19 protein-coding genes and 2 pseudogenes are annotated in these 21,533 nt (G+C 75.4%); 5 read left to right on the top strand and 16 right to left on the bottom strand.

Going from position 1 to position 21,533, the window contains the following annotated elements; genetic code table 11:
• Positions 1–12: 12 nt before the first annotated feature.
• A pseudogene (locus ACFV5N_RS10160) lies at positions 13–717 on the top strand (aminodeoxychorismate/anthranilate synthase component II); the annotation flags it as partial.
• On the opposite strand, the gene ACFV5N_RS10155 reads toward ACFV5N_RS10160, so the two are convergent.
• From ACFV5N_RS10155 to ACFV5N_RS10145, 3 genes are read right to left on the bottom strand one after another with little or no spacing between them, the layout of a single operon-like run.
• Entirely contained in the window at positions 684–1,343 is a 660-nt protein-coding gene (locus tag ACFV5N_RS10155; RefSeq protein ID WP_385596690.1) for a response regulator, read from the bottom strand. The pseudogene ACFV5N_RS10160 and the gene ACFV5N_RS10155 sit on opposite strands and share 34 nt — an antisense overlap.
• A 23-nt stretch (positions 1,344–1,366) precedes the next feature.
• Positions 1,367–2,656, bottom strand: a complete 1,290-nt coding sequence (macS, locus tag ACFV5N_RS10150; protein ID WP_385596687.1) for a MacS family sensor histidine kinase — start codon at positions 2,654–2,656, stop codon at positions 1,367–1,369.
• A gap of 16 nt (positions 2,657–2,672) precedes the next feature.
• Complete coding sequence (locus tag ACFV5N_RS10145) at positions 2,673–3,425, bottom strand: lysophospholipid acyltransferase family protein (protein WP_385596685.1); 753 nt, start codon at positions 3,423–3,425, stop codon at positions 2,673–2,675.
• A 110-nt stretch (positions 3,426–3,535) separates the two neighbouring features.
• Here ACFV5N_RS10145 and ACFV5N_RS10140 point away from each other — a divergent pair, with 110 nt between their 5' ends.
• Both ACFV5N_RS10140 and ACFV5N_RS10135 read left to right on the top strand, forming a co-directional pair.
• Positions 3,536–4,318, top strand: a complete 783-nt coding sequence (locus tag ACFV5N_RS10140) for an alpha/beta hydrolase (RefSeq protein ID WP_385596682.1) — start codon at positions 3,536–3,538, stop codon at positions 4,316–4,318.
• Positions 4,227–4,898, top strand: a complete 672-nt coding sequence (locus tag ACFV5N_RS10135; RefSeq protein WP_385596679.1) for a hypothetical protein — start codon at positions 4,227–4,229, stop codon at positions 4,896–4,898. The genes ACFV5N_RS10140 and ACFV5N_RS10135 overlap by 92 nt, the downstream gene beginning before the upstream one ends.
• Before the next feature lie 16 nt (positions 4,899–4,914).
• Here the strand turns inward: ACFV5N_RS10135 and ACFV5N_RS10130 are convergent, their stop codons facing one another.
• From ACFV5N_RS10130 to ACFV5N_RS10115, 4 genes are all read right to left on the bottom strand, one after another.
• On the bottom strand, positions 4,915–5,622 hold the full coding sequence (locus ACFV5N_RS10130) for an endonuclease/exonuclease/phosphatase family protein (protein ID WP_385596677.1): 708 nt from the start codon (positions 5,620–5,622) through the stop codon (positions 4,915–4,917).
• A 62-nt stretch (positions 5,623–5,684) separates the two neighbouring features.
• Positions 5,685–6,674, bottom strand: a complete 990-nt coding sequence (locus tag ACFV5N_RS10125; protein WP_385596674.1) for a BtrH N-terminal domain-containing protein — start codon at positions 6,672–6,674, stop codon at positions 5,685–5,687.
• Positions 6,671–7,483, bottom strand: coding sequence for a MerR family transcriptional regulator (locus ACFV5N_RS10120; RefSeq protein WP_385596671.1), 813 nt, complete (start codon positions 7,481–7,483; stop codon positions 6,671–6,673). The genes ACFV5N_RS10125 and ACFV5N_RS10120 overlap by 4 nt, the downstream gene beginning before the upstream one ends.
• Positions 7,484–7,528: 45 nt before the next feature.
• Positions 7,529–8,911, bottom strand: a complete 1,383-nt coding sequence (locus ACFV5N_RS10115; RefSeq protein WP_385596668.1) for a PQQ-binding-like beta-propeller repeat protein — start codon at positions 8,909–8,911, stop codon at positions 7,529–7,531.
• Between the two features lie 384 nt (positions 8,912–9,295).
• On the opposite strand from ACFV5N_RS10115, the gene ACFV5N_RS10110 reads away from it, so the two are divergent.
• Positions 9,296–12,349: a BTAD domain-containing putative transcriptional regulator gene (locus tag ACFV5N_RS10110; RefSeq protein WP_385596665.1), complete on the top strand. Its 3,054-nt coding sequence runs from the start codon at positions 9,296–9,298 to the stop codon at positions 12,347–12,349.
• A 27-nt stretch (positions 12,350–12,376) separates the two neighbouring features.
• Here the strand turns inward: ACFV5N_RS10110 and ACFV5N_RS10105 are convergent, their stop codons facing one another.
• The 8 genes from ACFV5N_RS10105 to ACFV5N_RS10070 form a co-directional block, all read right to left on the bottom strand.
• Positions 12,377–13,318 carry an ROK family glucokinase gene (locus tag ACFV5N_RS10105; RefSeq protein ID WP_385596662.1) on the bottom strand — a complete coding sequence of 314 codons (942 nt, stop codon included), beginning with the start codon at positions 13,316–13,318 and terminating at the stop codon, positions 12,377–12,379.
• Between the two features lie 53 nt (positions 13,319–13,371).
• A complete protein-coding gene (locus tag ACFV5N_RS10100; RefSeq protein ID WP_385596659.1) occupies positions 13,372–13,854 on the bottom strand; it encodes a DUF5304 family protein in 483 nt (160 codons plus the stop codon).
• A gap of 43 nt (positions 13,855–13,897) precedes the next feature.
• Positions 13,898–14,998, bottom strand: coding sequence for an ArsA-related P-loop ATPase (locus ACFV5N_RS10095; RefSeq protein ID WP_385596656.1), 1,101 nt, complete (start codon positions 14,996–14,998; stop codon positions 13,898–13,900).
• Complete coding sequence (locus ACFV5N_RS10090) at positions 14,995–15,450, bottom strand: SRPBCC family protein (protein ID WP_385596654.1); 456 nt, start codon at positions 15,448–15,450, stop codon at positions 14,995–14,997. Before ACFV5N_RS10090 ends, ACFV5N_RS10095 begins: the two co-directional genes overlap by 4 nt.
• Positions 15,451–15,530: 80 nt before the next feature.
• A complete protein-coding gene (locus ACFV5N_RS10085) occupies positions 15,531–16,682 on the bottom strand; it encodes a glycosyltransferase family 4 protein (RefSeq protein ID WP_385596652.1) in 1,152 nt (383 codons plus the stop codon).
• A 40-nt stretch (positions 16,683–16,722) separates the two neighbouring features.
• Entirely contained in the window at positions 16,723–17,796 is a 1,074-nt protein-coding gene (locus tag ACFV5N_RS10080) for an NlpC/P60 family protein (protein WP_385596650.1), read from the bottom strand.
• Between the two features lie 182 nt (positions 17,797–17,978).
• Positions 17,979–19,031 (bottom strand): NlpC/P60 family protein, encoded by a 1,053-nt coding sequence (locus ACFV5N_RS10075; protein ID WP_385596648.1) that lies wholly within the window; start codon positions 19,029–19,031, stop codon positions 17,979–17,981.
• Between the two features lie 300 nt (positions 19,032–19,331).
• Positions 19,332–20,678 (bottom strand): NYN domain-containing protein, encoded by a 1,347-nt coding sequence (locus tag ACFV5N_RS10070; RefSeq protein ID WP_385596646.1) that lies wholly within the window; start codon positions 20,676–20,678, stop codon positions 19,332–19,334.
• Between the two features lie 264 nt (positions 20,679–20,942).
• On the opposite strand from ACFV5N_RS10070, the gene ACFV5N_RS10065 reads away from it, so the two are divergent.
• Complete coding sequence (locus ACFV5N_RS10065; RefSeq protein WP_019433735.1) at positions 20,943–21,224, top strand: Lrp/AsnC ligand binding domain-containing protein; 282 nt, start codon at positions 20,943–20,945, stop codon at positions 21,222–21,224.
• 89 nt (positions 21,225–21,313) lie between these two features.
• Here ACFV5N_RS10065 and ACFV5N_RS10060 read toward each other — a convergent pair.
• Positions 21,314–21,533 (bottom strand): annotated as a pseudogene (locus ACFV5N_RS10060) (anthranilate phosphoribosyltransferase); the annotation flags it as partial.

Genomic DNA, 21,533 nt, shown 5'->3' with positions numbered 1-21,533 from the left:
GTATAAGAGACAGACCCGCGGGTGCGGGCCGCCCTGGACGCCCGGCGGGACGGGCTCGCGCCGTTCTGGCTGCGGATGCAGGACCTGGCCCCGCGCCGGCCGAGCGCCGGGGGCCGCGTCCTGGTGGTGGATTGCGAGGACACCTTCACCACGATGCTCGCCCATCTGCTGCGCGCCACCGGCGCCGAGGTCGCCGTGGAGCGCTTCGACGCCCCCGGGCTGCCCGCCCGTGCCGCCGCCCATCCGGGCCCGGTGGTGCTGGGGCCCGGGCCCGGCGATCCGAACGACACGGCCGACCCCAGGATGCGGCTGCTGCGCGGGCTGGCCCGCGATCTGCTGGCCGGCCCGCACGCGGCCGGGCTGCTCGGGGTCTGCCTGGGCCATGAGCTGATCGCCGCCGAACTGGGGCTGGAGGTCGTCCGCAAGCAGCACCCCTACCAGGGCGCGCAGGAGCGGATCGACCTCTTCGGGCGGCAGGAGACGGTCGGCTGCTACCACTCCTTCGCCGCCCGCTGCGACACCGACGCCGCGCACGAACTGCTCGCGCACGCCATCGAGGTCAGCCGCGACCCGGCGACCGGGGAGGTGTTCGCGCTGCGCGGGGAGGGCTTCGCCTCGGTGCAGTTCCATCCGGAGTCGGTGCTGACCCTGAACGGCCCGGCCATCGTCGCCGGGCTGCTGCGTCACTCGGTGTCGAGCCCGCGTTCGATCGCGTAGCGGACCAGCTCCACCCGGCTGTGCAGCTGGAGCTTGCCGAGGGTGTTCTGGACGTGGTTCTGCACGGTGCGGTGCGAGATCACCAGCCGGTCGGCGATCTGCCGGTAGGTGAGGCCCTTGGCGACCAGCCGCAGCACCTCCGTCTCGCGCTCGGTCAGCTGCGGCACCCCGGGGCCGTCCCCGCCGCCGGGCGGCGGCCCCGCGGCCAGCCGGCGGTACTCCCCGAGCACCAGGCCGGCCAGCCCCGGGGTGAAGACGGGGTCGCCGACGGCGGTACGGCGCACGGCCTCGGCCAGTTCCCCGGCGCTGGCCGACTTCACCAGATAGCCGGTGGCGCCCGCCTTCACCGCCTCCAGCACGTCCTCCTGCTCACCGCTGGCCGACAGCACCAGTACCCGGGGGCCCGGCTCCGCGCCGGGGCCCGGGTCGCCGGCCAGCCGGCGGCACACCTCGGCCCCGGGCAGCCCCGGCAGATTGAGGTCGAGCACCAGCACGTCGGGCCGTACCGCCCGGGCCCGGCGTACCGCCTGCGGGCCGTCCCCTGCGGTGGCCACCACCTCGAACCCGGCCTCGCCCAGGTCCCGGGCCACCGCGTCGCGCCACATCGGGTGGTCGTCGACCACCATGACCGTCACCGGCCGCTCCGCGCTCACCGCCGCGCGCCCTTCCGCTGCCGGGGCAGCCGCAGCTCCACTTCGGTGCCCTGGCCGGGCACCGAGATCCAGCGGGCGCTGCCGCCCAGTTCGGTCATCCGGCCGCGGATCGACAGCGCCGCGCCCATCCGGCCCTCGGCCTCGGCCGCCGCCAGCCGCCCCTCGGGGATGCCGGGGCCGTCGTCGCGCACGGTCACGGTGATCTCCTCCGGCTCGTCCTCCAGCAGAATCCAGGCCGCCGCCGGTTCCCCCGAGGGGCCGGTGGCGTGCCTGCGCACATTGTCCAGGGCGGCGCCGACGGCGGCGGCGACGGTACGGGCGGTGGCCGCCGGGAGCGGGACGGGGCAGCCCGGGCCCGCGTACGTCACCGGGCCGCGCGGGCCGCCGTCCGCCTCCCGGCCCGGTCCGCCGGCCGCGAGGGTGAGCAGGACGCCCAGGTCCAGTTCGTCCGGGTCGTCCGCCGCGTCCGCCCCCTCCGCGCTGCCGCTGCCGCGCTCCGCGGGCGCGTCCCCGGCTTCCGGCGGCGGGGGCGGGCCCGCGCCGTCCGGAGGCCGGCCGGTGACCAGCGCCCGCAGCGCCACCTCCTGCTCCCCCGCCAGCCGGCCCAGCTCCGCCGCCTCGCCGCCGATGGCCGTGCCCCGCCGCTGCACCATGGCGAGCACCTGGAGCACGCTGTCGTGGATGTCGCGGGCCAGCCGCTCGCGTTCCCGGTTGGCGGCCTCGATGCGCAGCGCCCGGGCCAGGGTGCGTTCGCTGGCGCGGGCCACCTCCACCACGTAGCCGATCGCGATGCTGGCCACGCACACCAGCAGCACATTGTGCAGCGCGCTGCGCGAGAAGTGGCCGTCCTCCACCAGATTGGCGACCCCGACCAGCGCGGAGGCGAACGCCGCCCACCGCCAGCCGCTCTTGATGGCCACCGCGATCACCGCGCCCGCCACCCAGATCGAGGGCAGGGTCGGGCCGACCCGGTTCGCCGGATCGGCGAGGGAGCTGAGCAGGATGCCGCCGACCGCCATGGTCAGGTCCAGTGCCAGGAAACGTGCGGTGCACCGGTCGGCCGAGGTGACCCGGCGCAGGGTCAGCAGGGTCCAGACGGTGAGCAGCGCGAGATAGCCGACGCCGATCAGCGGGCGGCCGTAATCCCCGTACCCGAGGGCGAACAGGGCGACCGCGTACCCCAGGGTCACCACCCGGTAGCCGGTGAGAGCCCGCCACAGCGGCTGTTCCACCGAGATGACCTGGCCCGGCCCCGCACGCCGCTCCGGTGCCCGCACTGCGCCCATCGCGTGGGCCTCCCCCTCAGTCCTGCGTGTCCGTGGGCCGCTCGTCCCCGGCGGTCTCCCCACCGCCGTCCTTCTTGCGTTTCGCCTCCTCCTCCATGGCCTTCTTGACCACCGAGGCGTAGGTGTCGACGTACTCCTGCCCGGAGAGCTTCATGATCGCGTACATCACCTCGTCGGTGACCGAACGCAGGATGAAGCGGTCCCCCTCCATGCCCTGATAGCGGGTGAAGTCCAGGGGTTCGCCGATCCGGATGCCCGGCCGCATCAGCTTGGGCATCACCTTGCCGGGCGGCTGGATCTTCTCGGTGTCGATCATGGCCACCGGCAGCACCGGGGCGCCGGTCGCCAGCGCGATCCGGGCCAGGCCGCCGGGGCGGCCCCGGTAGAGCCGGCCGTCCGGGGAACGGGTGCCCTCCGGGTAGATGCCGAAGAGTTCGCCGCGCTCCAGCACCGCTATGCCGCTGCGCACCGCCGCCTCACCGGCGCCGCGCTTGCCGGAGCGGTCCACCGGGAGCTGCCCGACGCCCTTGAAGAACGCCGCCGTCAGCTTGCCCTTGACCCCGGGAGAGGTGAAGTACTCGGACTTCGCGATGAAGGTGACCTTGCGGTCGAGGACCACCGGAAGGAAGAAGGAGTCGGAGAACGACAGATGGTTGCTCGCCAGAATCGCCGGGCCCCGGGCCGGTACGTGCTCCAGCCCTTCCACCCACGGTCGGAAGGCCAGCTTCAGCCCTGCTCCGACGGAAATCTTCATCGCGCCGTACAGCACTCCGCCAACCTCCTGTGTTCTTCCGTGCCCGACCCTACTGGGGATTTACTGTTCTTGGTGCCTCCGGGCCCGCGTAGGCTGGCCACATCCCGCACCGAACGGAGGCCCCGATGCCGCTCCTGAGCGGAGCCGAACCCTTCTCCCACGCGGGCTCGTCCACGGGCGTCCTGCTGTGCCACGGCTTCACCGGCAGCCCGCAGGCGCTGCGGCCCTGGGCCCTGGAGCTGGCCCGCCGGGGGTATTCGGTGTCCCTGCCGCTGCTGCCCGGCCACGGCACCCGCTGGCAGGATCTGCGGGTCACCGGCTGGCAGGACTGGTACGCGGCGGTCGACCGTGAACTGCGGGAGCTGACGGACCGCTGCGCGCAGGTGTTCGTGTGCGGGCTCTCGATGGGCGGCACGCTGGCGCTGCGGCTGGCGGCCCGGCACGGGGACCGGATCGCCGGGGTCGCCGTGGTGAACCCCGCGATCACCTTCCCGCCCCTCCGGGGCCTCCTGCTGCCGGTGCTGCGGCACCTGGTGGCCACCACCTCCGGGGTGACCGGCGACATCCGCGCGCCCGGCGCCGGGCCCGAGGTCGGCTACGACCGGGTGCCGCTGGACGCGGCGGACGAGCTGCGGCGGCTGGTACGGCTGGTGCGCGGCGAACTGCCGCAGGTCACCCAGCCGCTGCTGCTGATGCGCAGCGCGGTGGATCATGTGGTGCCACCGGGTGACTCGGCCGTGGTGCTGGGCTCGGTGTCGTCCACCGATGTCACCGAACTGGTGCTGGCCGACAGCTATCACGTGGCCACCCTGGACCATGACGCGGAGCGTATCTTTCAGGAGACGGACGCCTTCATCACCCGCGTCATCCGCCCCGCGACGAGGAAGACCGCCAGTGACGGAACGTGACCAGGAGCGCGGCGACGGCCGCGACCCGATCGACGAGGAAGCCGCCTGGGCCCAGATCGTCGCCGGCTACGGCGAGGAGCCGGCCGATCCGCCCGGGGTGTGGCCCAAAGGGGACGACCTCGACCTGACCGACACCGTGGACCGGGTGCCCCCGGGCGCGGACGGCTCGGAGGGCGCGGAGGGCTCGGGCCCCGGCGCCGGTACGGGCCCGGGCGCGGCCGGCGGCGCCGGTACCGCCACCGAGGAGGGCGGCACGGTCTCGGGGACGGGCACCGGTCCGTGGTCGGGCAGCGGGCCGCGTGACTGGGGCCCGGGTGAGGACCCGGACGGGGACCACTTCGTGCCGCCGGATCCACCGCCGCTGCCGGAGACCGATCTGACCACCAAGGTGGCCTGGCTCGCGGTGCTCGGCGGCCCGCTGCTGCTGCTCGGGTCCGTGCTGTTCCAGCAGGAGATGACCTGGTGGATCGTCACCCTGGGGGTCGGCGGGTTCCTCGGCGGTTTCGCGACCCTCATCGCGCGGATGCGGGACGGCCACGACGACGACTGGACGGACCCGGGCAGCGGCGCGGTCGTCTAGGCCGGGTGCCCGCCCGCTACGGGATGCGGAGCGTGGCCAGAACCGGCAGATGGTCGCTCGCGGCGCGCAGGTCGCGGGCGGTGACGCCGGGCCGGTCGTGCGGCACGCCGCACCGCACCACCTTCACCTGCGGCGTGGTCAGGACGGCGTCGATCCGGCTGCGCGGGCCGGTGGCCGGGTAGGTGTGCTCACCGCCGTCGGGTGCGGCCCGCCACGCGTCGGTGAGGTCGCGGGTGAGCAGCCGGAAGGCCGGGCCGCCGGGCGGTTCGTTGAGGTCGCCCGCGAGGACGGCGGCGGGGGCGCCGAGGGCGGTGAGCCGCTCCCGTACCAGCAGGGCGTGCTGCCGCCGTTCGGCCGCCCGGAGGCCCAGGTGGCAGCTGACCACCGCGAGCCGGGATCCCGCCCCGAACCGCAGCACGGCGGCGGCGAGCCCGCGCCGGTGCAGTCCCGGGGTGTACGGAAGGGTCTCCTCCAGCGTCCGCTCGGCGAGCGGACGCGGGGTCGTCATGATCATGGGGCCGCAGGACGGGGCGCCCCCGGTGACGTACAGCAGGCCGGTGGCCCGCGCGAGGCGCCGGACCCGGCGGCGCCAGCCGAAGAAGCGCGGTGCTTCCTGGAAGGCGACCACGTCGGGTGCGCAGGCCCGGACGACCCGGGCCAGGGCGGCGGTGTCGTCGCGCAGCGAGCGGATGTTGTAGCTGAGCAGGCGCACATCGACGGGCATGTGCCGAGGGTAGGCGCTGCCCCCGGCGGGCCGGTGGACCGCGCCGGGGGCGTACGCCGTGCTCACTCCGCCAGGCGGCTCAGGGCGGTCATCGCCTCGCGTTCGATACGGGCCAGTCCGGTGAGCAGGGCGCTCGCCTCGGCGAGGGGCTCCGCCCGGCCCGTCTCGCCGGCCCGGGCGATCAGCGCGGCGGTCTCGGTCCAGCCGGTGGCCGCCTCGGCGTAGCGCGCGTGGCCGGTGCGCAGCGCGGGGCTGTCGAGGTGTTCGGTGCAGGCGGCGAGGAAGTCGCGGTAGAGGTTGCGGAACAGGGCGCCGCCGGTGCCGGCGTGTTCCATCAGCCGGGCGGCCTGCGGCAGATCGCGTTCCGGTTGGTCGGTGCGCTCCCGCCAGGTGCGGATCCGGCGGGCGGCCGTGGTGATGCCCCGGTGGCCGAGGTTGGCGATCGGCGGGTGGAGGAAGGCGTCCGCGCAGGCGGTGATGGCGGGGACGAGCCGGGTGTGCGGGGCGGGGGCGCCGGGCGGCACGGTGAGGGTGAACGAGCGGTGCCTGGCGGTCATCGGGCCGCGGGCGGCCCGCGCGGCGGCGAGGTGGTCCAGGCTCGTGGTGACGGCGCCGCCCTGCTGCTCGGTGTCCACCAGGTGGGCGCGGTGGTCGTCGTAGCCGTGGAGGGCGACGACATGGCCACCGAAGTGCACCTTGGCGGTGAAGTAGTCCAGGTGGTAGCTGTCGAGCTGGAGCCCGACCGGCCGGCCGGCGGCGAGCGGGGCGGTGACGTGGTCCCAGGCGCGGCGGGGTGAGGAGGTCTCGTGGACGGTGAGGCCGAGGCCGAGCCGGTCGGCGAGGGCGCGGGTGAGGTCGAAGGGTTTGACCCGGCCGCCGAGGAAGGGGAAGTCGAGGTGCTTGCTGTCCCAGTAGAGGAAGGAGAGTCCGGAGCCGAGGCCGAAGAGCATCGGTTCGGAGAGGTCGAGTCCCTCGTGCCGCAGCAGGACGCCGAGGGTCGTGGTCTCGCAGTGCAGTCCGCCGCGGGGGTCGACCGGGACGATGGTGCTCATGGGGTGCCTTCCGCTACGGGGATGACCAGCCGGGTCAGCAGTTCTTCCTCGGGTGCCTCGGCCGGGCCGGCCAGGTACGTCTCGCGCACCGGGCCCAGCGGACGCAGCCCGCGTTCGTGGACGGCGGCCAGCAGGGCGTGGTAGGCGAGCGGCAGTTGGGTGTAGGGGCCGGAGTGCACGGTCTCCGCGACTCGTACCCCCGGAACCTCCTGCCGGGCGACGCCGGGGATCTCCCGGTCCGGCCCGGGCGGCACCGGTGCTCCGACGGTGATCTCGATCCGCTCGGTCAGGTCCAGCGGGTACAGGCCCCACAGCGGCGGTTCCCAGTCCGCGCCCGCCCGGCCGAGGGCGGGCAGCAGCCGGGCGGCGCACGCGCCGAACGCCGCCCCGATCTCCGCCGGGGCGCACTCGGCCCGCACCACCGCGAGCCGGCGGGCCGGCTCGGTGGTCAGCCCCACCTCGTAGCCGGGCAGCCCGCCTTCGGCGAGCCGTTCCAGCAGGTGCAGCCGGGCCTGGTCGCGGCGGACGCGTTCGGCCAGCCGGTCCCGTTCGTCCCGCAGGATGCGGGCCCGGGAGGCGGGGTCGGCGGCCAGCGCCCGGGCGATCACGGCCAGCGGCAGATCCATGTCGCGCAGCAGGGCGATGGTCAGCGCGTCGCGGGCCTGGCCGGGCGCGTAGTAGCGGTAGCCGGTGGCCGGGTCCACCCGGGCCGGGGCCAGGAGTCCCAGTTCGGCGTAGTGCCGCAGCTGCTTGACGCTGAGCCGGCACAGCCGGGCGAAGCGCCCGATGGTGAGGAGTTCGTCGTGCACACCGCCATGGTGGACTCTCCCCCCGTGGGAGAGTCCACCCGGCCGTTACGGCTGTGCCGGTTCGGCGACGGTTCCTTCGGTGCCGTAGGCCGTGAGGCCGAACTCCTCGCCGGACTCCGCCGCCGCGAGCACGAGGTTCCCGTCCGTCCAGGCCGTGTACGTCATGCCCGGCAGGATGAGGTCGTCGGTGCGGAACAGCGGGTCGGCCGTCCGTCCGTCGGGGGTCAGCCGGACCACCTGCCCGGGTTCGTCCCGGTAGCCGGCCTGGTGCGCCAGGATGCCGGCGTCGTCGGTGCCGATGAGCAGGTGGCGGGTGACGTATTCGGGCTCGTAGCTCCACAGGACCTCGCCGGTGGCCAGGTCCAGGGCCCGCACCTGGGAGGTGCCCATGGTCGCGTTCGCGGAGACGTACAGCGTGTGTCCGTTGGTGACGATGCCGCCGCAGTCGTCCAGCGGCTCGTAGACGACGATGCCGTCCCGGCAGTGCGCCTCGACGAAGCCGGCGAGTTCGGAGGAGTCGAGTTCGGCCACGGCGGCCAGTGGCACCGTGCGGGTGATCCCGCCGTCCTCGACGACGGCCAGCTCCTGGTTGCCGCCGAACTGATCGTCCCGCAGGAGCAGCACCAGCGGCGCCTTGCTGACGATCTTGGACAGCCAGCGGCCCTCGGGCAGGTCCAGGCTCCAGCGGGTGTCCCCGCTGTCCGGATCGATCTCCTCCAGGCGGGAGAACGGGTCGGTCAGCTCGGGGCCGGCCGGGTCCGTGACCGTGGCGCAGGTGCGCCGCCGCAGCAGCGTCTCGCCACCGGCGACCCCGTCCACCGCGCAGATCTCGGCGCCCTGGACGAGTTCGACGCCGCGGGCGAAGTCGGTGTCGTTCACGTCCTGGTTGAGGACGTTGTAGACGGCGCCGCCCGAGGAGATCACCTCCCCGTCGGTGATGCGGTGCACGGTCCAGCCGCCGATGGTCTGGACGGCGTACGCCGTGTCCGTCATCGCGATCCGGAAGCTGAGCGGGCTCTGCTGGGGTTCGAGCCGCCGGCTCCAGCCGGTCTCCCCGGCGGCGAGATCGACGAAGGTGATGTTCTGACCGCAGTTGCTGTCTCCGTGTCCGACCACGATCACCCCGTCCCGGGTGGCGGTGGTGGGCACACACAGGTGCGCGCCCTCCAGCTCCAGGTTCCACCGCTCGGCGCCGTCCGCGACCCCGTACGCGGTGAGCGTGGTGCCGGTGGCCCGCACCAGGGTGTCGTCCACGAACCAGGTGCCGGACGGCTGCCCGGCGTCGTCCGCCGCGTCCGTGTCCCACAGCCGGCCGCCGGGGGTGTCCGGGTCCACGGCGACGGGCGGGGCCCCGTCGTCGCCGCCGGAGCCCAGGAAGAACCAGGCGCCACCGGCGGCCAGGGCGAGCACCAGCACCACGGCGAGCACCGCGACCGCCCCGGACCTCCGCGTGCGCGGCTGGACCGGAGGCGGCGGCCCCGGCGGCCACGCCTGGCCCGGGTAGGGCGCCGGGCCGGAATACGGCGCCGGGGGCGGAGGGTGCCCCTGCTGCGCGTGGTGCGGTACGGGCGGGGGCCCGTACGGTCCCGGCTGCTGCCCGGGCTGGGGAGGATAACCGCCTGACATCGTGTCTTCCGTAGGAGAGTGGTGGACGGTGCGCGCATCCCGGGCGGCAGGGCCCGGGCGAGGTCACCATGAGCAAGAATGGGCATCGCGCTTTCCTCCCGCTTTCATGGCGGGCCGGGCGCGGTGACAGCGCACCTCCCGCCGCGCCGCACCACGCGGGGGGTGCCGGGGGAGAGGGACACGACCATGGACCGAGCCATGGACGGCACCGTGGGTTTCGCGGTGCTCGGACCGATGGAGATCCGGCGCGGGGGCACCGGTGAGCCGGTGACCGGACGGCTGCGGCGCGCCCTGCTCGGGATGCTGCTGGCCCGGCCGGACACCGGGGTCCCGGCCGACACGCTCGCCGACGCGCTGTGGGGCGACCGGCCCGACGACCGCGCGGCGGCCCGCCTCCAGTTGCACATCCACCGGCTGCGCGCCTTCCTCGGCGACGCCGGCCGGCTGGCCCTCGGCGCCGACGGCTACCGGCTGCGGGTGCGGCCCGGAGAACTGGACGCGGACCGCTTCGAGACCCTGATCGCCGACGCCCTGCGGGTCCGCGCCCGGGAACCCGGGCGGGCGGCGGCCTTGCTGCGCGAGGCGCTGGAGCTGTGGCGCGGCGTACCGTTCGCCGGGCTCGACCTGCCGCTGCTGGCCGACTGGGCGCACCGGCTGGGCGAGCTGCGGCTCACGGCGTACGAGGCGCTGTACGAGGCCGAGCTGGCCCGGGGGAACGAGACGGCGGCGATCGGCGGACTGTCCGCCCTGGTACGGGAACACCCGCTGTGCGAACGGCTGCACGCGCTGCTGATGACCGCCCTGTACCGCGCGGGCCGGCCGGCCGACGCACTCGCCGCCTACCGGACGGCGCGGGACCGGCTGGTGGCCGAACTCGGCCTGGAGCCGGGGCCGGAGCTGCGCGCGCTGGAACGCGGCGTGCTGGCCGGCGAGCCCATCGGGCCCCCCGCGCGGCCCGGGCCCTCCGGCGGCACCGCCCCGCCGCTGCCGCGCATCCCGGCCCAGCTCCCGGCGGACGTCACCCGGTTCACCGGCCGCGCGGCCGAACTGGCCGAGCTGGACGCGCTGCTGGCCCGGCCGGGGGACAGCGGCCCGGTGCTGGTCACCGCCGTCGCGGGCACCGCCGGGGTGGGCAAGACCGCCCTGGCGGTGCGCTGGGCGCACCGGGTACGGGACCGTTTCCCCGACGGCCAGCTCTATGTGGACCTGCACGGCTACGGTCCGGACCGGCCGGTGGCGCCCGAGGACGCGCTGGCCGGATTCCTGCGCGCGCTCGGCGTGGACGGCGGCTCCATCCCCGCGGAGCCCGCCGAGCGGGCGGCACGGTACCGGACCCTGCTGGACGGCCGGCGGGTGCTGGTCGTCCTCGACAACGCGCACAGCGCGGAACAGGTACGGCCTCTGCTGCCCGGCTCCCCCACCGCCCGCGCGGTGATCACCAGCAGGGACGCGCTCGCCGGGCTCGTCGCCCGCGAGGGCGCCCACCGGCTGACCCTGGACCGGCTCCCGCCGGCCGACGCCCGGGACCTGCTGCGGCACCTGCTGGGCGCCCGGGCCACCGCCGAACCCGCGGCCGTGGACACCCTGATCGAACGGTGTGCCCGTCTCCCGCTCGCCCTGCGGATCACTGCCGAACTCGCCCGCTCCCAGCCGTCCCGCCCGCTCGCCGCCCTGGCCGCCGAACTCGCCGACCGGCAGGAGGCGCTGGAGCTGCTGGACCTCGACGGCGACCCGTACACCGCCGTACGGGCCGTCTTCTCCTGGTCCTACCAGCGGCTGCGCCCGGAGGTGGCCCACATCTTCCGGCTGTTCGGGGTGCTTCCCGGGCACGACACCGACGCCCACACGCTCGCCGCGATGGCGGGCACCGGGGAGCGCCCCGCCCGCCGCGCCCTGGACACCCTGCTCCGTGCCCATCTGGTGGACCGGACCGCTCCCGGCCGGTACCAGCAGCACGACCTGCTGCGGGCCTACGCCGCCGACCTCGCTGCGGACCCCGGCCACGCCGCCGAGCGGGCCGGCGCGCTCACCCGGCTGAGCGGCTACTACCGGGCCGCCTCCGCCGCCGCGCTGGACGCCGTCGCCCCGTACGAGAAGGCCAGGCGGCCTCCGGCCCCCGCCTGGGACGGGGAGTTGCCCGCTCTCGCCTCCCCGGAGGAGGCGCGGCGGTGGCTGGACACCGAACGGGCCTGCCTGCTGGAAGCCACCCGGAACGGCCCGCCGGAGCTGACCCGCTTCCTGTCGGACACCCTGTGGCGCCATCTGGAGACCGGCGGCTACCACGACGACTCCGTCACCCTGCACGAGCGGGCGCTGGCCGGGGCCCGGGAGAGCGGGGACCGGCTGGCGGAGGCCAACGCGCTGCGCCAGCTGTCCACCGCCCTCAACCGCTCCGGCGGCGACCTGCACCGCGCGATCGCCCTGCTGCGGCAGGCGTTCCTCCGCTACCAGGAGCTGGACGAGCCGGAGCTGCGGGACGCGACCCTGGTCAACCTGGGCAACGCGCACGCCTCGCTCGGCGACCACTTCGAGGCCCTGCGGCAGTACCGGCTCGCGCAGGAGGGCGGCGCCGGCGGCTGGGCCGTGCACCGGGCGGCGCTGTGCAACAGCGGGATCTCGCTGCAACTGCTCGGCCGGTACGAGGAGGCGGGCCGGGCCATGCGGACGGCCCTCGCGCTGTGCCAGGAGCACGGGGACCGGACCAACGAGGGCAACATCCTCAGCGGCCTGGCCGAGGTGTCCCTGCAACTGGGCGAGGAGGACCTGGCGTACGAGCAGGCGCGGCGCGCCCTCGACCTGGCCCGGGAGACCGGGTACCGCCTGGTGGAGTCGCACGCGCTGCGCATCCTCGGGCAGGTCCACGAGCGGCGGTCCGAACCGGAGCGCGCGCTGCGCCATCACCTGCGCGCGGAGGCCATCGCCCGTGAGGTGGGGGACCCGGGGCTGCTCGCCGCCGCGCTCACCTCCCTGGCCGGGGCCCGGGTGATGGCCGGCCGGCCCCGGGAGGCGCTGCGGGAGTACGGCGAGGCGATCGCGGTCGCCGTGGGCTCCGACCACCGCGATCTGCTGGCGCACGCCCACGCGGGCATCGCGGAGGTGTACGCGGGCCTCGGCGACCGGGACAGCGCCCGCGCCCACTGGCGGCAGGCGCTGACCCACTGCGAGGCCCTGGGGCTGCCCGAGGCCGCTCGGGTACGGGAGCGGCTGGCGGAGTGCGGCCCGGAGCCGGCGCCCGCCTGACGCCGCCCCGGGCCGGCCCGCCCGGGATCAGCCCTGGCGGGCCAGGTCCGCCGCGCCCACCAGCCCGGCCCGGCCGCCCAGCTGGGCCGCGACCACCTGCGCGTGCGGCCGGTAGCGGCTGCCGACCAGCCAGCGGCGGAAGGACTTGCGGATCGGCTCCAGCACCAGATCGCCCTCGTCCGAGACGCCGCCGCCCACGATGAACGCGGACGGGTCGAACAGCGAGGCCAGATCGGCGAGCCCGGCGCCCGCCCAGCGGGCCAGCTCGCGGAAGGAGTCGACGGCCACCGGGTCGCCCTGCCGGGCGGCGGCGGACACATGGCGGCCCTCGATGCCCTCGGGGGTGCCGTCGCCCTCGGCCAGCAGCACGGTCGCCGCCTCCGGGGTCGCGGCGGCCCGCTGCCGGGCGTAGCGCACCAGGGCGCGGCCGGACGCGTACTGCTCCCAGCAGCCCTGGCTGCCGCACCCGCACAGCAGCCCGTCCGGCACCACCCGGATGTGGCCGAACTCGCCCGCCACCCCGAACCGTCCCCGGTACAGCCGGCCGCCCATGATGATGCCGCCGCCGAGCCCGGTGCCCAGGGTGATGACCACGACGTCCTCGTGTCCGGCTCCGGCGCCGAAGCGGTACTCGCCCCAGGCGGCGGCGTTCGCGTCGTTCTCGACCACCACGGACAGGCCGACCCGCTGCTCGACCTTGTCCTTCAGGGCCTCGTGCCGCCACTTGATGTTCGGCGCGAAGAGCACGGTGGCCCGCTTGTCGTCGACGTAACCGGCCGCGCCGATACCGACGGCCTCCGCCTTGCTGTCGCGTCCCACGGTTTTGACGGCCTCGGCGATGGCCTCCACCACACCCTCGGGGGTGGGCGGAGTGGGCACCGTGCAGGTGTCGAGGATCGCGCCCTCTTCGTCGACCACACCGGCCGCGATCTTGGTGCCGCCGATGTCAACGCCGATGGTCAGTCCCATGAATTCCTCAAAAAGGTCAGTCGATCCCCGCCGCCGAACACCGTACCGCGCGATCAGTCCAGATCAATGCGCTGGGCCGGACCGGACGGCTCCTCACCGTCACCGTCCTTCCCTGCCCGCTCCCGGCCCTCACGGTGCTCCCCGGTCCCGTCGCCGGGTTCGGCCGGCCGGTCCTGGCCCGCCTGCCGCTGGTAGCCGACGACGGCGGCCCGGTAGGCGGCCACCAGTTCGGCACCCGCGTTGGACAGATGCTCCAGCACCTCCGGGTTCACCGTCGACCGCGCCCGCGCGGCCAGCAGCGCCGCGTCCGCCCCGAACCGCGCGCCGAGCCGCCCGGCCTCCTCGGTGATGGCGGTCATCAGCTTGCGCAGCTCCTCGGCGGCGTCCCGGTGCGGCGGCTGCTCCCGGGTCCGCTCCCGGAACCTGGCCCGCTCGGCGGCCAGATCTTCCGCGCACGCCTCCTCCCAGGCCCGCGGATCGGCGTCGGCGGGCTGCTCGGAAGGCTGCTCTGCGGGCTGCTCGGTGGGTTCGCTCATGGCGTTCTCCTGGCACAGCGGCACATCGTGGATGCGTTCGACGTTACCGCGAATCAGGGGCGAACCGTACGGCCAGCTCCCCCGATTCCTCCAGCGCCGCGCCGGTCACCGTGCACCGGCGCAGCGCCTCGGGCAGGGCCAGGGCGCGGCGGAACGGGCCGGTGGTGACGAAGAGTTCGTCGCCGCGCCGGACCAGGTCGAGTTCGCCGCGAGTGGCCCCGGGCAGCGGCAGCCGCCACACCAGGGGGGCGTCCCCGGCGGCCTCGGTGCCGTCCGTGACCTCCGCGCTCTCCGTGCGGTCGGTCAGCACCGGCAGCGGTCGCCGCAGCCGGTCGGCCGGTACCGTGTCCAGTGCCCCGGACCCGGCCAGGACGGCCAGTTCCGCCTCGCCGGGCGCCCCGCCCAGGTGCGGCAGTTCGCGGGGCGGCCCCGGCAGGACGTCGAGGACCGCGCGCTGGGCCGCCGCCGCGTCCCGCAGCCACGGGTCGGCGGAGCCCGCCGGGAGCACCCGGTTGGCGATCAGCGTCTCCAGGGCCAGGCCGTGCAGCGCGAGCCCGGCCCGCGCCCGGCGCACCGCCGCCGGGGCCTGCGCGGTGGGCTCGGTCACCAGCCGCACCGCCACCCCGTCCGCCGCCAGCAGGGCGTGCAGCGCGGTGAGCGTCCCGATCCAGCGGCCCGCCTCCTCGTACGGCACCCCGGCGAGCTGCGCCAGCAGCAGGGAGGCGGGGCGCCGCTCGGGCAGCAGCCGGCGCAGATAGCGGGCCAGCAGTTCGGGCAGGGCCAGCAGCCGGATCGCGTCGGTGACCGGCGGCAGATCGACCACCAGCGTCTGCCAGCGGCCCGAGCGGTACGCCCGGGCGAGCGCGTCCAGCAGCGCGAGCCCCGCGCTGCCGGGCAGTTCGGTCAGCTCGTCGTCGTGCAGCAGCTCGGTACCGGCCCGTTGCTGGAGGCCCAGCACCCCGTCCCTGAACCACTGGGCGGCGTCCGGCCGGATCGCGTCCACACCGCTCAGGGTGCCCACCGACTCCCCCAGCAGCAGCACCGAGCGGCCCGCCCGCGCCTCGGCCAGCGCCGTACCGGCCGCCACCGTGGTCGTCCCCGCGCCGCCCGGGCCGGTGACCAGCAGCACCCGTGGCGGCGTCATCCGGCGGAGGTCCCGCCCTGCTCCACGCGCTTCTTCAGCCCGTCGAGCGCCCGCTCGATGATGACCTTCTCGGCCTTGCGCTTGATGGTGCCCAGCATCGGGATCTTCACGTCCACGGTCAGCTGGTACGTCACCTCGGTGTGCCGGCCGCCCTCCACCGGCACCAGCCGGTAGGAGCCGTCCAGGGAGCGCAGCAGCTGGGACCTCACCAGCGACCAGCTGACCTCGTCGGTGCCCGACCAGGCGTACTCCAGGGTGTGTTCGTCCTTGATGGCGCCCGCGTCCAGCACCAGCCGCACCTGCTCGGCGCGCCCCTGCGCGTCCGTGCCCAGCACCTCCGCCTCGCGCACCTCGCCCGTCCACTCGGGGTACCGGCCGAAGTCGGCGATCACCGCCATGACGTCGGCCGGGGTGGCGTCGATGGTGATGCTCGACCTGGTGTGTTCGGCCATCGAGGGTGGCTCCTTGTTCCGCGCTCAGTCGTCGTGCCGTGGGGGGCAGGCTGTCATCGGAAGGCTATCGCGGGCCGCCGCTACAGCAGTTCCCGCAGCCGCTGGGCCAGCAGGTCCCAGCGCCACCGTTCCTCGACCCACTGCCGGCCCCGCTCCCCCATCCGGCGGCGCAGCCCCGGGTCCCGCAGCAGGGTGACGATCCGCTCGGCGGTCTCGGCCGCCGCGGCGGGGGCGCCGCCGCGGACGATCCAGCCGGTCTCGCCGTCCAGGACCGCGTCCGGGGCGCCGCCCGAGTCGCCGGAGACCACCGGGAGCCCGGTGGCCGACGCCTCCAGGTAGACGATGCCGAGCCCTTCCACGTCCAGACCGCCGCGCCGGGTGCGGCACGGCATCGCGAACACGTCGCCCGCCCCGAAGTGCGCGGGCAGCCGCTCCCACGGGACGGGGCCGGTGAACCGCACCGAGGCGGCGACCCCGGTCTCCCGTGCCAGCTTCTCCAGCTCCCGGCGGTAGGGGCCGTCCCCGACGATGAGCAGCACGGTGTCCGGCTCGGCGGCCAGGATCCGCGGCAGTGCCCGGATGAGGGTGTCCTGGCCCTTGCGCGGCACCAGCCGGGAGACGCACACGACCACCGGCCGGTCGGTCAGGCCGAGCTCGGCCCGTACCGCCTCGCCGCCCGAGCCGGGGTGGAACAGCTTCTCGTCGACGCCGGGCGGCAGTTGCACCATGCGGGCGGCGGCCTGCGGGGTGAGCGCGGCGGCGATGCGCGAGCGGGTGTACTCGCCGAGGTACGTCACCGTGTCGGTGCCCTCGCCGATGCGGCGCAGCAGTTGCCGGGCGGCGGGCAGCTGGGCCCAGCCGGCCTCGTGGCCGTGGCTGGTGGCCACCAGCCGCCGGGCGCCGGCCTTGCGCAGCGCGGGCCCCATCAGGCCCAGCGGCGCGGCGGCGCCGAACCAGACGGAGGTGCACGCGTGGGTGCGCAGCAGCTCGACCGCGCGCCGGGTGACGCGCGGGGTGGGCAGCAGCATGGTGGCCCGGTCCCGGATCACCGGGTACGGCTGCTCCGCGTCGAAGGCGGCGGTGGCCTCCCGGCCCTCCTTGTCGCGCTTCCAGGTGGAGGCGTACACGACCACCCGGTCCGGGTCCAGGCGCAGCGCCATGCTGTGCAGGAACGCCTGGATGCCGCCGGGGCGCGGCGGGAAGTCGTTGGTGACGATCAATGTCCTGTGCATCACGGGCGAGCGTAGCGGGTGGCCTGGGCCCGCCCGGGGCTCAGGGTCGGACCACGGAGTGCAGCGGCATCATGCCGACCGGCTCGAGACGGACCGCGGCGCCGGGGTAGGGCGCGTGGATGACCTGGCCGCCGCCCGCGTACAGGCCGATGTGGCTGGCGTCGGAGCGGTAGACGACGAGGTCGCCCGGCTGGGCGGCGGACAGCGGTACAGGGGTGCCGGCGGCGGCCTGGGCCTGCGAGGTGCGGGGCAGTGAGACGCCCGCCTGGCGGTAGGCCCACTGGGTCAGGCCGGAGCAGTCGAAGGAGTTCGGTCCGGCGGCGCCCCAGGCGTACGGGCTGCCGAGTGCGCCCCGGGCGGCCTGGAGGGCGCCGGCGCCGCGGGATCCGGCGGTGGGTGCCGGGGCGGCGGCGGGGGTGGCGGTGCCCGCGGAGGCGGGGCCGGCCGCGGCGGCCCGCTCGTGTTCGGCGCGCGCGGCGCGCTCCGCGCGTTCGGCCCGCTCGGCGTGTTCCTCTTCGGTGAGCCGCTCGTACTGGGCCTGGGCGGTGGCGAGCTTGCGCAGGACGGTGTTCTTGGCGCGGGCGAGCGCCTCGCGTTCGGCGGCGAGTTCGCCGAGCTTGTCGCCGGCCTCGGCGCGGCGCTGTTCCAGGGTGCGCTGGGCGGCCATCAGCTCGCGCAGCTCACCCGAGCGTCTGGTGCCGACCCGCTGCACGGCGGCGGCGCGCGCGAGGTAGGTGTCCGGGTCGTCGGAGAGCAGCAGGGCGACGGTCGGGTCGATGCCGCCCGCCCGGTAGTGGGCGGCGGCGGCCGAACCCAGGGAGCGGCGGGTCTCGTTGACGGCCTGCTGGCCTGCCTCCACCCGGCGCTGGTAGCGCTCGGCCTCGGTGGTCAGCTCCGCCACCCGCTCGGCGGTGCCGTTGTACGCCTCCACGGCGCGCTCGGCCTCCGCGAACAGTTCGTCCACGCGCTGGGCCGCGCCGGCCCGGTCGAGGGCGGGTTCGGCCACGGCGGGCGCGCTGCCCAGGGCGACGGCCGCGGTCGCGGCGGCGGACAGGACGGAGGCGCGGGCCGCGCGGGCCGTGCCGTGCTGCGAGGGACGCCGGTGGATTGCCACTGCGCGCCGTGCTCCCTTCGGTGGGGTACCTGAGGGGAGCAGAATCTAGTTCCGGCGCGGCCGGGTATCGCGCAACCCGGGCCGGGACGTATCCGGCACGGCGCGGCGGCGTCGCAGGTCAGCGCGGGTCGGCGGCCCGCCCGCGGGGCCGCCGATTCACCCGGATGGAGGAACGGCGCGGATCAGCCGACCCGGACGCCGAACTGGAACGGCATGGTGTGCAGGCCGGTGTACTCGACGTACTTCCCGGTGCCCGGCGAGTGCAGCACCTGGCCGTTCCCGGCGTAGATGCCCACGTGGTGCAGGTCGCCGTAGAACAGCACGATGTCGCCGGGGGCCAGCTGGCTCTCGCTGACCCGCATGCCCGCGTTGGCCTGGGCCTGCGAGGTGCGCGGCAGCTGCACGCCGGCCTGGGCGAAGGACCAGGTGGTGAACCCGGAGCAGTCGAAGGAGTTGGGCCCGGTGGCGCCCCACACGTACGGCGAGCCGACCTTGGTGGCGCCGGCCGCGAGGGCCGCCTGACCGCGCGAGGAGCCGCTGCCGTCCAGCACCGGGCGGCCGTCGCTGCCGCTGCGGTTGGCGCGCTCGGCCTCCGCCTGGGCGGCCGCGGCCTCCTCCGCCTCGGCGGCGGCGATGGCGGCGCGCTCCTCCTCGGTCAGCTGGTTGAGCAGCGACTGGGCCTCGTTCAGCTTGCCCTGGATGGTGTCCTTGCGGTCCTTCAGCTCGTCGCGGGTGTCCTCCAGTTCGGCCAGCTTCTCGGTGGCCTCCTCGCGCTGCTGGGCGAGGGTGCGCTGCTTGGCCTCGATGAGCTGAAGCGTCTCGGCCTGCTTGCCGGTGATCTGGTTGAGGGTGGAGGCCCGCTCCAGGTACGCGTCGGGGTCGCCGGAGAGGAAGAGCTGGACGGAGGGGTCCAGGCCACCGGTGCGGTACTGCGCGGCGGCGATCGAACCCAGGCCGGAGCGCAGCTCGTTCAGCTCCTCCTGGCCGCGGGCGGCGGAGTCCTGGAGGGTCTCCACCTCATCCTGGAGCTGGCCCTCGCGCTCCTTGGCGCCGTTGTACTCCTCGGTCGCGATGGCCGCTTCCTCGTGAAGCTGGTCGACGCGCTCCTGGACCTGTTCCTTGGTCTCGGCTGCCTGCGCTGCCTGGGAGCTGAGGGCGACGGTGGCGGCGGCGGTGGCACCGAACACGGTCACCCGGGCACGGCTCGGCTGCTTGGGACGACGGTGGGACGCCACTGGGGCGAGCTCCTTCTTCCTCAGCCGCCTGCCGGGTGTGGGGGCTTGGCCCCGGCTCCGCGCATCGGCCGCGGAATCGGCGGTACCTCCACGGCCACCCGGGATGGGTGAGCGACCGCGCGAAGGTTCGAGGCCCGACCCTAGCGAGGGGCCGTTCCTTCCTTCAAATCCCCGCGGGCATTTTTTACTTACCTCACACGCCCAGCGACCACGGCTCACCGAGCGTGCGGCACAGAAGCGGGCACAACCCCCGCATCGGCCGAAAGAGCGGGCAGAGGGGACGGGATCCCGCCAAGCGGATCAAGTCCGGGCAAGCCGCTTGAGGAGCAGCGCGGCGGAGGCCGGGCGCGCCCCGGCCCGGGCGACGCCGTCGGCGACCTCCCGGTCCGAGGAGACCACCACCACGGGGCGGCCCGGGGGTTCGGCGCGCACCAGCCGCCGGATCAGCTCGTCGGCGGTCTGCCCGGGGTTGCTGAACAGCACCCGCACGCCGCGCGGCGGGGTCAGCAGCACCGGCGCGGCCAGCTCCGCGCCGTCGAACACACAGGTCATCTCGGCGCCGGTCTGCGCGGCCAGGACCGCGAGGCCGCGCAGCAGCCGGTCCCGCTGCTTCTCCAGCGGGAGCCGGGGATAACCGGACTTGGTGACGTTGTAGCCGTCGACCACCAGATGCGACTGGGGCAGGGCGAGCAACTGGTCGAGCAGCGCCGGGTCGTCGTCGGCCAGCGCCCGGTGGGCGACGTCCTGCGGGGAGAGTTCACCGGGACGTACCGCGTCCACCGTCTGGGCGGGGCGCAACTGGGCGGGTGGCAGGGCCAGTTCGCGGCGCAGGCCCTGGGCGGCGTCCAGCACGGTGTCCAGCAGCAGCCGCAGCCGCATCTCCTCGATGCCCCGGCCCTCACGGACCGCCTTCCGCCCCGACTCCAGGGCGGATTCGGCCTCGGCCAGCCGGGACCGCAGCCGCCGCGCCTCGCTGTCGGCGGCGGCCCGGGCGGCGGCGGCCTCGCCCCTGACCGTCTCCAGTTCGGCGCGCAGCTTGCGCGCGGTGGCCTCGCCGCGCCGGACGTCGCTGAGCGCGCTGCGGAGCTTGCGGTGCACCGCGTCGGTCTCCTTGCGGGCCGCCTCCAGCTCGGCGCGCAGCCGTTCGGCGTCGGTGCGGGCGGTGGCCCGCGCCTCGGCGAGCTCGGTCCGCAGCCGGGCGAGTTCCCGCTCGCGCTCCTCGCCGGCGCGTTCGTCCTGGGCGCGCTGCGCCTCCTCCCCGGCGGCGGCCACCAGCTTGGCCCAGCCCGGCGGCCGCAGCAGATAGGCGGTGGCGGCGACCTCGACCGGGTCGGCGGCGGCCGGTACCGTCCCGCTCTCCACGGCCTCGGCGAGCCCGGGCTCGGCGGCGCGCAGCCGGGCGGCCACCCGGTGCCGGAAGAGGGTGTCGCTCTCCAGGGCGGTGGCGATGGCGGCGCCGCCGTGCCGGATGCGGCGGGCCGGGGTGAAGCGGGCGTACTGCCGCAGCACGGGCGGCAGCTCGGCGACGGTCAGGCCGGCGAAGGCGTCGCCGGCCACCGCGATCACGCGGTGCCTGACCTTCTCCGGCAGCGGGCGGTCCAGGCTCTCGGCGGGCTCGGCTCCTTCATCGCCATCCGTGGCATCCATGACCGGTCACACCTGTCCGTCGGCATCCGCCGGCTGAGAGTACGCCATGGTTCCGCCTGCCTTCTGTCGTGCCGGGCCTGGGGGTACCTCCCGGACGACGTCCGGGGGGAGACTGTGGTCACCCGCACCGTCACCCTACGGCCTGGATCCGTGCCCGTGTGCTCAGGCACCGGGGATCGCCCGTCCGGCGGACGCCCCGGTCACGGGAGCCGGGAGCTAAGGTGAGCGGCGTACCGCGACCACCGACACCGGGGAAGGCCCACCGTGATCACCTCCATCGTGCTCATCAAGACCAGCGTGGACCGCATCCCGGAGATCGCGGAGGCCATCGCGGCCCTGGAAGGGGTCAGCGAGGTGTACTCGGTGACCGGCGCCCACGACCTGATCGCCATCGTCCGCGTCCCCCGTCACGACGATCTGGCGGACGTGATCCCCGGCAGGATCAGCAAGGTTCCCGGCGTGGAGTCGACCGAAACCCACATCGCGTTCCGCGCCTACTCCCAGCACGACCTGGAGGCGGCGTTCGCCATCGGCCTGGACTCCTGACCGCCGAACCGGCCACGCCGCTCCGGCCGCCTGGTCGCGGGCCGGCGCGGCGCGGGTGACGTCCCGGCCGCGCCGCGTGCCCCGCCGGGTCAGCGCTGGGTGGCCGTGACCCAGCGCTCCAGCGTGTCGCGCGCGGCCCCCGAGTCGATGGACTCCGCCGCCCGCGCCATCGCGGCCGTGATCCGCCCGGCCAGCGGCCCCTCGCCGCCCTCCAGCGCCACCAGCGCGGCGGCCGAGTTCAGCAGGACGGCGTCGCGCACCGGGCCGCTCTCGCCGGCCAGCAGCCGGCGCGCCACATCGGCGTTGTAC

It is taken from the genome of Streptomyces sp. NPDC059853 (assembly GCF_042731495.1).
Taxonomy (GTDB): Bacteria; Actinomycetota; Actinomycetes; order Streptomycetales; family Streptomycetaceae; genus Streptomyces.
This window is presented reverse-complemented; position numbering and strand designations above follow the sequence as displayed.

Excerpts from the sequence above, each read along its gene's own strand:
- ACFV5N_RS10155 (WP_385596690.1), bottom strand. The coding sequence starts at position 1,343 with ATGGTGGTCGACGACCACCCGATGTGGCGCGACGCGGTGGCCCGGGAC.
- macS (WP_385596687.1), bottom strand. The coding sequence starts at position 2,656 with ATGGGCGCAGTGCGGGCACCGGAGCGGCGTGCGGGGCCGGGCCAGGTC.
- ACFV5N_RS10140 (WP_385596682.1), top strand. The coding sequence starts at position 3,536 with ATGCCGCTCCTGAGCGGAGCCGAACCCTTCTCCCACGCGGGCTCGTCC.
- ACFV5N_RS10135 (WP_385596679.1), top strand. The coding sequence starts at position 4,227 with ATGACGCGGAGCGTATCTTTCAGGAGACGGACGCCTTCATCACCCGCG.
- ACFV5N_RS10130 (WP_385596677.1), bottom strand. The coding sequence starts at position 5,622 with ATGCCCGTCGATGTGCGCCTGCTCAGCTACAACATCCGCTCGCTGCGC.
- ACFV5N_RS10125 (WP_385596674.1), bottom strand. The coding sequence starts at position 6,674 with ATGAGCACCATCGTCCCGGTCGACCCCCGCGGCGGACTGCACTGCGAG.
- ACFV5N_RS10110 (WP_385596665.1), top strand. The coding sequence starts at position 9,296 with ATGGACCGAGCCATGGACGGCACCGTGGGTTTCGCGGTGCTCGGACCG.
- ACFV5N_RS10105 (WP_385596662.1), bottom strand. The coding sequence starts at position 13,318 with ATGGGACTGACCATCGGCGTTGACATCGGCGGCACCAAGATCGCGGCC.
- ACFV5N_RS10100 (WP_385596659.1), bottom strand. The coding sequence starts at position 13,854 with ATGAGCGAACCCACCGAGCAGCCCGCAGAGCAGCCTTCCGAGCAGCCC.
- ACFV5N_RS10095 (WP_385596656.1), bottom strand. The coding sequence starts at position 14,998 with ATGACGCCGCCACGGGTGCTGCTGGTCACCGGCCCGGGCGGCGCGGGG.
- ACFV5N_RS10090 (WP_385596654.1), bottom strand. The coding sequence starts at position 15,450 with ATGGCCGAACACACCAGGTCGAGCATCACCATCGACGCCACCCCGGCC.
- ACFV5N_RS10085 (WP_385596652.1), bottom strand. The coding sequence starts at position 16,682 with ATGCACAGGACATTGATCGTCACCAACGACTTCCCGCCGCGCCCCGGC.
- ACFV5N_RS10070 (WP_385596646.1), bottom strand. The coding sequence starts at position 20,678 with ATGGATGCCACGGATGGCGATGAAGGAGCCGAGCCCGCCGAGAGCCTG.